Source organism: Staphylococcus sp. HMSC65H10, from assembly GCF_001839185.1.
GTDB lineage: Bacteria > Bacillota > Bacilli > Staphylococcales > Staphylococcaceae > Staphylococcus > Staphylococcus simulans.
Genome location: NZ_KV840306.1, coordinates 112,195 through 125,112 on the forward strand (window position 1 = coordinate 112,195; position 12,918 = coordinate 125,112).

Genomic DNA, 12,918 nt, shown 5'->3' on the forward strand with positions numbered 1-12,918 from the left:
ATGCTATGGTGTGCAAACATGCGTACCATAGCATTTCATCGTATAGCTCATATTTTAATCATGTGTAACTATGTGGTCTATACGTTAAATGTTAAAATAGAAGGATAGTAAGTTTAGCATGTGTGCGTATAGGCACCTTAGTTTGTCTGTACGCATAATACATATTCACTAAGACATATTTTATGGAAAAGAAGGTGTATGTTTTGGCACAAAGAAAGAAAAGAACAACAAATACGAAACGTAAAACGACAGCAAGAAGAAAAACCACAAAGAAAAAACAAAATGAAGCACCGTTACGCTATATTGCTGCGATTATTACGGTAGTGCTTGTTGTTCTAGGTGCCTTCCAATTAGGAATAATCGGAAGAGTAATTGATACCCTTTTCAATTACTTGTTTGGCTATAGTAGATACTTAACCTACATTCTCGTTATATTAGCATCAGGCTTTTTAGCTTATAACGGCAAGTTGCCGAAAACTAGAAGATTAACAGGTTCAATTGTGTTACAAGTTGCGTTGTTATTTGCGACACAATTGTATTTAGTCTTTACGAAAGGTGCTGCGGGCGACCGTGAACCTGTTATTTCTTATGTGTATCGTCAATATGATAAAACTCATTTTCCGAATTTCGGCGGCGGGGTGCTTGGTTATTATTTAGTTCATTTCTCTATACCGCTTGTATCTATTGTCGGCGTTGTCATCTTAACAATATTACTTTTTATTTCTAGTTTTATTTTATTATCTAAACAACGTCATCGTGATGTGGCTAAAATTTTCTTAGAGAAATTAAAATCAGGCAGTGAAAAAGCAGCAGTACATAGAAAAGAACGTAAAGCACGTCAAGCTGAGCGTGCAGAAGAAAAACAACGCCGTAAAGAAGAAAAAGCAGCAGAGCGTGCACAACAAGAAGAAGTGAAGGATGTCAGCGACTTTACAGAAGTTCCCATGTCAGAAGCAGAGAAGCAAGAAGCTGCGATTCCGATTTTCGGTGATGATCAAAAAGAAGAGACACCAAAACCAGCAGAATCTAAACCTCAAGCAGAACCTGCACCTAAAAGAAAACGTGAAAAACGTCAGTTGGTAGAACAAACACAAACAAATGAATCAACAGAATCATCTGAAGATATGGGCAGTATTTCTGAAGCGGGTGAAGTTGAAAATTCAGACTATCAATTACCGCCGCTTTCTATTTTGAATGAACCGGTGAAACAAAAAACAACTTCACGTGCTGAAGTTCAAAAGAAAGGGCGCTTACTTGAAAACACATTGAAGAACTTTAATGTTAATGCGAAAGTAACCCAAATCAAAATCGGTCCAGCAGTGACTCAATATGAAGTACAACCGGCACAAGGGGTTAAAGTCAGCAAAATCGTCAACTTGCATAATGATATTGCGTTAGCTTTGGCTGCCAAAGATGTGCGTATTGAAGCGCCGATTCCTGGTCGTTCAGCAGTAGGTATCGAAGTACCGAATGATAAAATCGCATTAGTTTCATTAAAAGAAGTCTTAGATGAAAAATTCCCTTCTAAGAATAAATTAGAGGTAGGTTTGGGTAGAGATATATCAGGCGAACCTATCAGCGTAGAATTAAATAAAATGCCGCACTTGCTTGTGGCAGGTTCTACCGGAAGTGGTAAATCTGTATGTATCAATGGTATCATTACGAGTATTTTACTGAATGCGAAACCCCATGAAGTAAAACTCATGCTAATTGACCCAAAAATGGTAGAATTGAATGTATATAACGGTATTCCGCATTTATTAATTCCAGTGGTCACAAATCCTCATAAAGCATCGCAAGCGTTAGAGAAAATTGTGGCGGAAATGGAACGTCGTTATGATTTATTCCAACATACGGGTACGAGAAATATTGAAAGCTATAATGACTATATGAAGCGTCAAAATGAGGAATTAGATGAAAAACAATCTCTATTACCTTATATTGTCGTAATTGTAGATGAATTAGCTGACTTGATGATGGTTGCAGGTAAAGATGTTGAGAATGCGATTCAACGTATTACACAAATGGCTCGTGCTGCAGGCATTCACTTAATTATTGCGACACAACGTCCATCTGTGGATGTTATTACGGGATTAATCAAGAACAATATTCCATCACGTATTGCCTTTGCGGTCAGCTCTCAAACAGACTCTCGTACGATTATCGACCGAGGCGGAGCTGAGAAGCTATTAGGTAAAGGGGATATGTTGTACTTTGGTAATGGCGGTTCTATTCAAACGCGTATCCAAGGTGCATTCTTAAGTGATCAAGAAGTTCAAAATGTAGTGAATTTTGTAATTGATCAACAAAAAGCGAATTATGTTAAAGAAATGGAACCTGGTACAACACCAGAGGGCGGAGAAAAGAAAAGTGAAGATCCGCTATATGATGAAGCTTATCAATTTATTGTCGAACAGCAAAAAGCGAGTACATCCCTTTTACAACGTCAATTCAGAATCGGTTACAACCGTGCATCACGTTTAATGGATGATTTAGAAATCAACCAAGTGATTGGACCACAACGAGGCAGTAAACCACGACAAGTATTAGTGGAATTAGATAATGGTGAGGTGTAATGATGACAAATACGAATTCGATATACAGAATTAAAGAATGGATATTAAATGAAATTGAAGAAGGTAACTTGCAACCGGGTGATCCGGCTCCAAGTACTTTATCAATCGCAAGAGAAGTTAACGCAAAAACTGATGATGTATATGATGCAGTGGATGAACTTATTACGGAACAAGTTTTAACACAAAACTTTGAAGCAACAGCGAGTGTTAAAACTTCTCAACCTTTCTTCTATCCACTTGATAAGTTGTTAAGCATCAGCAAAATGATTGAAAATGAAGGTTATAAAGCGGGCACAATCTTTATGAATTTAGATCAACAACCAGCAACAATGTATGATCGTAAAGCGCTGGATTTAAAAGAAGGCGAATTTGTCACGTTGATTGAAAGAATCAGAACCGCTGATGGTAGTCCTGTTGTTTATTGTTTAGATAAAGTGGCAACGAGTTACCTAACTTGTGCTGCATTTCAAGCGCATGATGAATCCATTTTAACTGCAATCAAAGCTTTTGCTGATATCAGTATCGCATATTCAGAAACAGAGATTGAATCGGTCAGCTATGAACCTAAAGTATCAGAAGCTTTAGAGTCAGCACCAAATGAAGCATTGATGCTATTAAGACAAATCCATTATGACCATCAAAACAGACCGATTCTTTACTCTTATAATTACTTCAAGAGTGAAGTAGTCAAATTTAAAACAATACGTAAAATTGAAGAAAATTAAGAAAGGGTGTGACAGTGTGAGTCAACAACACAATCATACAGAGCCGCGCATTAAGGTGATGCCGACGGATAAATTTAAAACAACAATTATCACATTCAAATTTATGGCACCGCTGGATGAAGAAACGATGACTGCGCGTGCCTTGTTAAGTAAATTACTTGTCAGAGCCACAAAAGAATGGCCGACAGATAAAGCGTTTAACAGAAAACTTTCAGAGTTATATGGGGCTTATGTCAATAGTTTCGTGACAAAGTTCAAGGATAAACATGTCATCACAATTACATTAGAAATTGTGAACGAACGTTACTTAAAACATAAAGACCCTTTGTTTGATGAAGGTTTAGCATTACTTCAACAAATTCTTTATCATCCGTTAGTTGAAAACGAACGTTTCAATGAAACATTTGTGACACAAGAAAAGACATTATTGAAAAAGAAACTAGAAGCAATCAATGATAATAAAGCACAACTAGCTTTCTTAAAATTAATGAAAAACATGTTTGGCGATCAACCATATAGTTATCTAGCATCAGGTTTAATCGAACATATACCTCAAATCACACCAGAATTGTTATATCATACATACCAATCCATGTTAGAGAACGATGATTGTGCTGTTTATGTCGTAGGTAATGTCGATTCAGAAGAAGTCACAGACAAAATCAAACAACTGTTTGATATTAAACCACTTCAACAAGTGTCTTCAGTCATTCAAGCACAACGTTCTAAAGATGAACTGCCGCAAACTATTGTAGAATATGACGAAATTGACCAAGCGAAGTTGAACATCGGTTATCGCTTCAACACATATTATGGACAACCAGATTACTATACCTTTGTGGTCTTCAACACAATGTTCGGTGGTGATCCATCATCTGTCTTGTTCAATGAAGTGCGTGAAAAACAAAGTTTAGCATATTCTGTACATTCACAAATTGATGGTAAGAATGGCTACATGTTTGTGTTAAGCGGTGTTTCTGCTGAAAAATATGAAGTTGCGAAAGATACGATTTTAGCGGAATTTGAAAAATTCCAACGTGGTGAATTCAATGAAGAGAAATTAGAACTTGCGAAGAAAATTTTAATTTCACAACGTAACGAATCACAAGACCGTCCGAAAAGTATGGTAGAAATTGCACATAATCAAATCTTATTACCGAAAGATTTAACAAATGGTAATTATGGACAAAAAATTCATGATGTGACGAAAGAAGATGTTATTCGTCTCACACAAAGTGCCATCCTAGATACGATTTATGTGTTGACGAAGGAGGACGAAGCATAAATGAAAAAACGTTATTATGAGTTAATCGATGAAACAGTATATGAAGCGCAAATGGATAATGGCTTAAAAGTTTTTATCATTCCAAAGCCAGGATTCCAAAAAACATTTGTTACATATACGACACAGTTCGGTTCATTAGACAGCAAATTTAAACCTTTAGGCAGTGATGAATTTGTGACAGTACCGGATGGTGTTGCGCATTTCTTAGAACATAAATTATTTGAAAAAGAAGAAGGCGACTTATTTACTGACTTTGCGGAAGATAATGCACAAGTCAATGCCTTTACAAGTTTCGATCGCACAAGTTATTTATTCAGCGCAACCTCAAATGTAGAGTCGAACATTTTACGTTTGATGAACATGGTAGAGACGCCTTATTTCACTGAAGCAACAGTTGAAAAAGAAAAAGGGATTATTGCTGAAGAAATAAAAATGTATCAAGAACAACCAGGTTATAAGCTAATGTTCAATACATTACGTGCAATGTATAAACAACACCCTGTTAAAGTAGATATTGCTGGCAGTGTTGAAAGTATTTATGAAATTACAAAAGATGATTTATATATTTGCTACGAAACATTTTATCATCCATCTAATATGGTGATGTTTGTTGTAGGTAATGTCGATCCTGAACGTATTCATGATTTAGTTCGTGATCATGAAGCAAAACGAGAATTGACAGCACAGCCTGAAATTGTACGCGATAGCTTAGAAGAGCCTGAAGCAGTTCAACAAACCAAAGTGGTTGAGGAAATGAATATTCAAATTCCAAGATTGATGCTTGGCTTTAAAAACGTACTGCAACAAGCATCAAAAGAAGTCTTTATGAAACGTGATATTGAAATGACATTCTTCTTCGAAATGGTATTAGGTGAAGAAACAGACTTCTATCAAAACTTATTAAATGAAGGCTTAATTGATGATACATTTGGTTATCAATTTGTGTTAGAACCTTCTTACAGCTTCTCTTTAATTACAAGTTCAACACCAGACCCAGATAAGTTGAAGTCGTTATTGTTGGATGAGTTGAAAGCTAAAGTCGGCAATTTAGAAGATGAAGAAGCCTTTGAATTGTTGAAGAAACAATTTATTGGAGAGTTTATTTCAAGTTTGAACTCACCAGAATATATTGCGAATCAATATACAAAACTTTATTTCGAAGGTGTCAGCTTATTCAATATGTTGGACATTGTAGACAGTATTACGTTAGAGAGTATTAATGAAGCGGCAGAGAAAAGTTTAAACTTTGATCAAATTGCTGACAGCAGACTGGAGATTAAGAAGTAAATGAAAGCATTAGTCATTGGAGGTTCTGGCTCTATTGGTTCCGCTATTGTAGAACAATTATTGTCAGATGGTTATGAGGTCATTGTTCATTATAATCAATCGTCACCAGATCAGCTAAAAGCTAAATATGAGAGCCAGAATGTATCGTTTGTACAAGCGGATTTGACGCAAGATATAAACATGGAATCTGTATTTTCATTTATTCATAATTTGGATGTTTTAGTTTATGCAGCTGGTCGCAGTTTATATGGCATGTTTCAAGATATGACAGCAACAGACATTGATGCATGTTATCAGTTGAATGTTAAAAATATGATGCTTATTACACGCTTCTTCTTAGAACAATTAAGAGCAAGTGCTCATGGCCGTATTTTAATTATCTCTTCAATATGGGGAGAAACAGGTGCGAGCATGGAAACTGTTTATTCTGCGATGAAAGCGGCACAAATCGGTTTTGTGAAAGCTTTAAGCCAAGAACTTGCGATGACAAATATTACAGTCAATGCTGTGACACCTGGCATGGTCAGTGGTAATATGGCAGATGAGTTTGAACCTTCTGAATTAGCAGCGATTATTGATGAACTGCCACAACAACGTATGGTTACACCAGATGAAGTTGCGTACACATGTGCTTATCTTTATGATAAACGTGCACAAAGTGTCACAGGTACAATACAGAAAGTCAATGGCGGTTGGTATATTTAAACATGAATTCCATATTCATATACTTAGAGATAATGTATAATGTAGATATCTTTCAATTCTATTGAAAATGAGTATGTATCACTTCATTCTGATGAATTCTATATGTTGTTGAACTAAGGGGCGTGTTAAAACATGATAGCACCAGAAAGAAAAATTGAATGGTATTTAGAATATGAAATTACCTTTAACCGAGCTGGACTTTTAGGAGATGTCGCAAGTCTATTAGGGATGATGGGGATCAGTATTGTGACAATTAATGGCGTCGATCAAAATCGTCGAGGTCTATTAATTCGTGCAGACAGTTTAGACAAAATGCGACGCTTTGAAGATATTGTAAGTCAAATTGATGAAATTTCGATTACTAAAATGCGTAAACCGCAATTACGTGATCGTTTAGCAGTTAGACATGGCCGCTATATCAAACAAGATGCAGATGATAAGAAAACGTTCAGATTCGAACGTGAGGATTTAGGTCTGCTGGTAGACTTTTTAGCAGAAATCTTTAAAGAAGAAGGCCATAAACTAATCGGTATTCGTGGCATGCCACGTGTCGGTAAAACAGAATCAATTGTAGCAGGCAGTGTCTGTGCGCATAAGCGTTGGCTGTTTATCAGTTCTACATTGATTAAACAAACCATACGTAATTCTCTATTAAAAGGAGAATACGGACCAGAACATGTTTATATTATCGATGGGGCAGTGACTGCCAGAGAAAATGATCCTAAGCATCGTCAATTAGTCGATGAAGTGATGGCTTTACCAGCAATCAAAGTGGTAGAACATCCGGATTTATTTGTAGATTCTTGTGATTATCAGTTAGAAGACTTTGATTATATTATTGAGTTAAGAGAAACTGAAAATCAAGAAATCAAATATGAACATATGAAACAACAAACGGTTAAAAGTAAGAATAACTTAGATTTCGGTAATTCCTTTGATGACTTTGGCGGAGGATTCGGATTTTTTGAATAATGTTTCAAGGAGTGTCAAAACATGAGCAATACAATTGGACAGACATTAAAAGGGAAAAGAGAACGCTTAGGCATGACGTTAAATGAATTAGAGTCAAAGACTAAAGTGAAAAGAGAAACTTTGACTCTTATCGAAGCGAATGATTTTAATGCGCTTTCTAATCCGAATTATGCGGAAGGTATTATTGAGAAATATGCCAAAGCAGTGAATACAGATGCTTCTATCCTGATTGCTCATCATCAAGAGGAGCTGCCGAATTCTGCAGATAGCCACTATGATGAAACTATTGAACAATTCAGTGGTTCAAATCCGCCAGATTATAAAACACAAAGTAAAGATTCTAAGCAACTGGTTGTTTGGCTCAGTATTTTTATTGTGGTAACTTTGGTCTTATGGGTGGCAGCAGTATTCTTATTATAAAATAGCAAGAAAAGAGGAAATGTTTATGAATCTACCCAATCAGATAACCATCTTCAGGGTAATTTTAATACCGGTATTTATTCTTTTTGCGTTAGTCGACTTCGGCTTTGGCAATATGACATTTATCGGAAGTCATTCGATTCGTATTGAGTTCTTTATCAGCGGTTTGATTTTTATCATCGCTTCACTCAGTGACTTTGCGGATGGCTACTTAGCACGTAAATGGAATTTAGTGACAAACATGGGGAAATTCTTAGACCCGCTAGCAGATAAATTGTTAGTTGCAAGTGCTTTAATCGTTTTAGTTCAACTTGATTTAACGAATTCAGTTGTAGCGATTATTATCATTGCACGTGAATTTGCGGTAACAGGCTTACGCTTACTTCAAATTGAACAAGGTTTTGTCAGCGCTGCAGGTCAATTAGGTAAAATTAAAACAGCAGTTACAATGGTTGCATTAGTTTGGATTTTACTTGGTGAACCACTTGTCGTATGGATTGGTTTCCCAATCGGACAAGTATTGTTATACATCGGTGTATTCTTTACAGTTCTTTCAGGTATTGAATATTTCTACAAAGGTAGAGATGTATTTAAAAAACAATCATAATCTATATCATCTTAAGGGTGGCATATACATAGCGGTGAACTGAATGCATATGAGTTCACAAATCACTATGTTTATGCCACTCTTATATTTGTATAGTATGAATTAAGATTCTCAAAGGTAATGGAGGAAATTTTATGAAAATTTCTATTGTAGCAGTAGGATCAGAACTCCTATTAGGACAAATACTCAATACAAACGCGAAGTTCCTTTCTCAATTATTTAACGGTGTTGGCTTAAATGTCGTGGAACAAGCGGTAATTGGAGATAATGAAGCTAGATTAGAACGCTTATTGCGTCAATCTCTAGAAGTTAACGATACGATCGTAATGACAGGCGGACTTGGTCCGACAAAAGATGATTTAACGAAACATACAGTAGCAAAAGTCTTAGGGCGTGAACTGGTTACAGATGAAACAGCATTAGAATATATTGAAAGCTACTTTAAAGAACAAAAACAAGAAATGAGCGAAAATAATAAACAACAAGCATTAGTGATTGAAGGGTCAACGGTTCTGCCAAATAAAGTAGGTATGGCACCTGGCATGTTAGTAGAACAAGATGGTAAACGTATTGCGTTAATGCCTGGGCCACCAAAAGAAATGAATCCGATGGCAGAAGAAGAATTATTTCCATTATTAATGCAAGAAAACGGTACAATCTTTTCTGAACAATTGAAGTTTGCAGGTATCGGAGAATCACGTGTTGAAACAGAATTGTTAGACTTAATCGACAATCAATCTAATCCAACAATTGCTCCTTTAGCTGGTTCTCATGAAGTTAAAATTCGTGTTACAGCAAGTGGACCAGATGAAGCTACATGTAAGTCTTTAATCAAACCAATTAGAACAGAAATTCTTAATCGTATTGGAGATTATTATTTTGGTTCTGATGAAACAACAATCGAACAAGCAACACTTGAAAAAGTGCCGGGTACTTTTGCGATTTATGATGGTGTTACATCAGGAGAAGTTTACTCTAAACTTAAAGAAGATGATAAAGTTGATAAGTTAAGAGGTATGTTGGTTGATGATGTTATCTTTGTAGAACAAGACTTAGATATTAAAACACGATTAAAATCAGGTGCAGAACAAGTACGTAAACTTTATCAAACTGATATCGGTGTAGCCTTATTGCATGAAGAGGATGAAGTGTATTTAGGTGTACGCACAGAAGATGACTTCAAAATAGAAGCGTTTACTATGACGCAAAAAAGGAATTTAATTAAACATAGAACGCCAAACTATGTCTATATCCGTTTGATAAATATGTTTTCTAAGTAAGAAATAGACAAAAAATTACGTTTATAAGTACTAGTGTTCGGTTGGTTATCACTTAAAACAAGGAATAACCGAACAAATATTCGTTTATTTCTTGTAATTTAGGATAGAAACCTGTATAGTATGAATTAAGATAAATTTGAGAAGATATCTCGAATAGGAGGCCAGACATTGAATAATGAACGTCAAAAAGCGCTAGATACTGTAATTAAGAATATGGAGAAATCGTTTGGTAAGGGTGCGGTTATGAAGTTAGGCGATAACAAAGCGCGCCGAGTTTCAAGTGTATCAAGCGGTTCTGTTACATTAGATAATGCCTTAGGAGTAGGCGGATACCCTAAAGGAAGAATTGTAGAAATTTACGGACCAGAAAGTTCTGGTAAAACAACAGTTGCATTGCATGCGATTGCTGAAGTACAAAAACAAGGCGGCATTGCAGCATTTATTGATGCTGAGCACGCGTTAGATCCTGTATATGCAGAAGCATTAGGTGTAGATATCAATAACTTATACCTTTCACAACCTGACCATGGGGAACAAGGTTTAGAAATTGCAGAAGCATTTGTGCGTAGTGGTGCAGTAGACATTATTGTTGTCGACTCAGTTGCAGCATTAACACCTAAAGCTGAAATTGAAGGTGAAATGGGAGATACACACGTTGGTTTACAAGCTCGTTTAATGTCACAAGCTTTACGTAAACTTTCAGGTGCTATTTCTAAATCAAACTGTACAGCGATTTTCATCAACCAAATCCGTGAAAAAGTCGGCGTAATGTTCGGTAACCCTGAAACAACGCCAGGTGGACGTGCATTGAAGTTCTACAGCTCAGTACGTTTAGAAGTACGTCGTGCAGAACAATTAAAACAAGGCCAAGAAATTGTAGGTAACCGTACTAAAATTAAAGTAGTTAAAAACAAAGTTGCGCCACCATTCAGAGTAGCAGAAGTTGATATTATGTACGGACAAGGTATTTCTAAAGAAGGCGAATTAATCGACTTAGGTGTTGAACATGATATCGTTGATAAATCAGGTGCTTGGTATTCTTACAACGGCGACCGAATGGGTCAAGGTAAAGAAAACGTTAAGAATTACTTGAAAGAACATCCTGATGTTAAAGCAGACATCGATCAAAAATTACGTCAAAAACTTGGTATTTTTGATGGAGATGTTGAAGAGAAAGAAGAAAAAGAAGCAGAAAAAAATAGTGAAAATGCATCTTTATTTGAAGAAGAATAGTATCTATTTTATAAACCTGGAAATAGCTTCCAGGTTTTTCTTTTTGCGGTGTAATTATGAAGGTTATGTAAACTATTAACCTTGACACTTCTCATGTTAAAAAAGTACAATTGGTATGTATGATTCTTATATAACTTCATATAATCATATTGAAATTGATATACAAATAAACAAAATCCTAGAAAAAGGAGGTGTTTGTGTGAATTTATTAACCCTCCTACTCATTTTGCTGGGTTGTATTCTAGGAGTTGTTGTAGGGTATATAGTTGCCCAAAAAGTTTTGCACGATAAACAAGTGCAAGCAAAACAAACTGCAGATGATATTATCAATCAGGCGAACAAAGAAGCAGAGAATCTCAAGAAAGAGAGATTACTTGAGGCGAAAGAAGAAAATCAACGTTTAAAAGAACAAACAGAAAATGAACTTCGAGAAATACGTGGAAATCTTCAAAAACAAGAGACCCGCCTTCTTCAAAAAGAAGATAACTTAGAGCGTAAGTCTGATCTATTAGACAAAAAAGATGAGATTTTAGAGCAAAAAGAATCGAAAATTGAAGAAAAACAACAACAAGTAGATGCAAAAGAGAGTAGTGTTCAATCCATAATAATGAAGCACGAACAAGAATTAGAACGCATCTCCGGTCTCACACGTGATGAAGCTATCAAAGAACAGTTTCAACGTGTTGAAGAAGAACTGTCACAAGATATTGCAGTACTTGTTAAAGAAAAGGAAAATGAAGCGAAAGAAAAAGTTGATAAAACCGCAAAAGAATTGTTGGCAACAACGGTTCAACGCTTAGCTGCTGAACATACTTCAGAGTCAACAGTATCGGTAGTCAACTTACCGAATGATGAAATGAAAGGTCGTATTATTGGCCGTGAAGGTCGAAACATTCGTACTTTAGAAACATTGACGGGTATCGATTTAATTATAGATGATACACCAGAAGCGGTTATATTATCAGGCTTCGATCCTATTCGACGAGAAATTGCACGCACAGCTTTAGTCAACCTTGTTTCAGACGGTCGGATTCATCCGGGTCGTATCGAAGACATGGTAGAAAAAGCACGTAAAGAAGTAGATGATATTATCCGAGATGCTGGTGAACAAGCTACATTTGAAATTAACGTTCATAACATGCATCCAGACCTAGTTAAAATACTCGGTCGACTTAAATTCAGAACAAGTTATGGCCAAAATGTCTTAAAACACTCAATCGAAGTTGCACATTTATCAGGAATGCTTGCAGCTGAACTTGGTGAAGACGTGACATTGGCAAAACGTGCTGGTTTGTTACATGACGTTGGTAAAGCGATTGATCATGAAGTAGAAGGCAGCCATGTCGAAATTGGTGTAGAACTTGCGAAGAAATATCATGAAAATGAAACAGTTATTAATGCGATTCATTCCCACCACGGGGATGTTGAACCAACATCTATTATCTCTATCCTAGTTGCTGCAGCAGATGCTTTATCAGCAGCGCGTCCAGGTGCTCGTAAAGAGACACTTGAAAATTATATCCGCAGATTGGAACGCTTAGAAGCACTATCTGAAGGTTATGAAGGCGTAGAAAAAGCATTTGCGATTCAAGCAGGTCGTGAAATCCGTGTGATTGTATCACCAGATGACATCGATGACTTGAAAGCACATCGCCTAGCAAGAGATATTAAAAAACAAATAGAAGATGAACTACAGTATCCAGGACATATCAAAGTGACAGTTGTTCGTGAGACGAGAGCAATTGAATATGCAAAATAATTTTTGAAACCAACAGAACCTTGGGCTAGAGATAGCGGCTCTCTGTCAAATAGGACTGGTGAGCTAAAA

11 protein-coding genes are annotated in these 12,918 nt (G+C 36.2%); all 11 read left to right on the forward strand.

The annotated features are described in order from the left end of the window. Positions 1-203: 203 nt before the first annotated feature. The 11 genes from HMPREF3270_RS00865 to rny all read left to right on the forward strand — a co-directional run bounded on the left by HMPREF3270_RS00865 (position 204) and on the right by rny (position 12,849). Positions 204-2,576 (forward strand): FtsK/SpoIIIE family DNA translocase, encoded by a 2,373-nt coding sequence (locus HMPREF3270_RS00865; RefSeq protein ID WP_070867145.1) that lies wholly within the window; start codon positions 204-206, stop codon positions 2,574-2,576. A gap of 2 nt (positions 2,577-2,578) precedes the next feature. After that, complete coding sequence (locus HMPREF3270_RS00870) at positions 2,579-3,301, forward strand: GntR family transcriptional regulator (RefSeq protein ID WP_070847592.1); 723 nt, start codon at positions 2,579-2,581, stop codon at positions 3,299-3,301. A gap of 58 nt (positions 3,302-3,359) precedes the next feature. Next, the gene (yfmF, locus tag HMPREF3270_RS00875) at positions 3,360-4,586 is read left to right on the forward strand and encodes an EF-P 5-aminopentanol modification-associated protein YfmF (protein ID WP_176746703.1); all 1,227 of its coding nucleotides are present in this window, start codon (positions 3,360-3,362) and stop codon (positions 4,584-4,586) included. After that, positions 4,587-5,873 carry an EF-P 5-aminopentanol modification-associated protein YfmH gene (yfmH, locus tag HMPREF3270_RS00880; RefSeq protein ID WP_070847585.1) on the forward strand — a complete coding sequence of 429 codons (1,287 nt, stop codon included), beginning with the start codon at positions 4,587-4,589 and terminating at the stop codon, positions 5,871-5,873. Then, positions 5,874-6,578, forward strand: a complete 705-nt coding sequence (ymfI, locus tag HMPREF3270_RS00885; protein WP_023015676.1) for an elongation factor P 5-aminopentanone reductase — start codon at positions 5,874-5,876, stop codon at positions 6,576-6,578. Positions 6,579-6,710: 132 nt separating this feature from the next. After that, positions 6,711-7,550 (forward strand): DUF3388 domain-containing protein, encoded by an 840-nt coding sequence (locus HMPREF3270_RS00890; protein WP_070847582.1) that lies wholly within the window; start codon positions 6,711-6,713, stop codon positions 7,548-7,550. A 21-nt stretch (positions 7,551-7,571) separates the two neighbouring features. Further along, positions 7,572-7,970: a helix-turn-helix domain-containing protein gene (locus HMPREF3270_RS00895; RefSeq protein ID WP_002480728.1), complete on the forward strand. Its 399-nt coding sequence runs from the start codon at positions 7,572-7,574 to the stop codon at positions 7,968-7,970. 25 nt (positions 7,971-7,995) lie between these two features. Further along, positions 7,996-8,577, forward strand: coding sequence for a CDP-diacylglycerol--glycerol-3-phosphate 3-phosphatidyltransferase (pgsA, locus tag HMPREF3270_RS00900; RefSeq protein ID WP_002480729.1), 582 nt, complete (start codon positions 7,996-7,998; stop codon positions 8,575-8,577). Between the two features lie 134 nt (positions 8,578-8,711). Then, complete coding sequence (locus HMPREF3270_RS00905) at positions 8,712-9,857, forward strand: CinA family nicotinamide mononucleotide deamidase-related protein (protein WP_070867146.1); 1,146 nt, start codon at positions 8,712-8,714, stop codon at positions 9,855-9,857. Between the two features lie 168 nt (positions 9,858-10,025). Then, positions 10,026-11,090: a recombinase RecA gene (gene recA / locus HMPREF3270_RS00910; RefSeq protein WP_002480731.1), complete on the forward strand. Its 1,065-nt coding sequence runs from the start codon at positions 10,026-10,028 to the stop codon at positions 11,088-11,090. Positions 11,091-11,289: 199 nt separating this feature from the next. Beyond that, positions 11,290-12,849, forward strand: a complete 1,560-nt coding sequence (gene rny, locus HMPREF3270_RS00915; RefSeq protein WP_002480732.1) for a ribonuclease Y — start codon at positions 11,290-11,292, stop codon at positions 12,847-12,849. Positions 12,850-12,918 lie beyond the last annotated feature (69 nt).

What these genes read in the sequence shown, in the direction of transcription:
- HMPREF3270_RS00895 (WP_002480728.1), top strand. Translation starts at nt 7,572, where the DNA reads ATGAGCAATACAATTGGACAGACATTAAAAGGGAAAAGAGAACGCTTA.
- HMPREF3270_RS00870 (WP_070847592.1), top strand. Translation starts at nt 2,579, where the DNA reads ATGACAAATACGAATTCGATATACAGAATTAAAGAATGGATATTAAAT.
- HMPREF3270_RS00905 (WP_070867146.1), top strand. Translation starts at nt 8,712, where the DNA reads ATGAAAATTTCTATTGTAGCAGTAGGATCAGAACTCCTATTAGGACAA.
- yfmF (WP_176746703.1), top strand. Translation starts at nt 3,360, where the DNA reads ATGCCGACGGATAAATTTAAAACAACAATTATCACATTCAAATTTATG.
- pgsA (WP_002480729.1), top strand. Translation starts at nt 7,996, where the DNA reads ATGAATCTACCCAATCAGATAACCATCTTCAGGGTAATTTTAATACCG.
- HMPREF3270_RS00890 (WP_070847582.1), top strand. Translation starts at nt 6,711, where the DNA reads ATGATAGCACCAGAAAGAAAAATTGAATGGTATTTAGAATATGAAATT.
- yfmH (WP_070847585.1), top strand. Translation starts at nt 4,587, where the DNA reads ATGAAAAAACGTTATTATGAGTTAATCGATGAAACAGTATATGAAGCG.
- ymfI (WP_023015676.1), top strand. Translation starts at nt 5,874, where the DNA reads ATGAAAGCATTAGTCATTGGAGGTTCTGGCTCTATTGGTTCCGCTATT.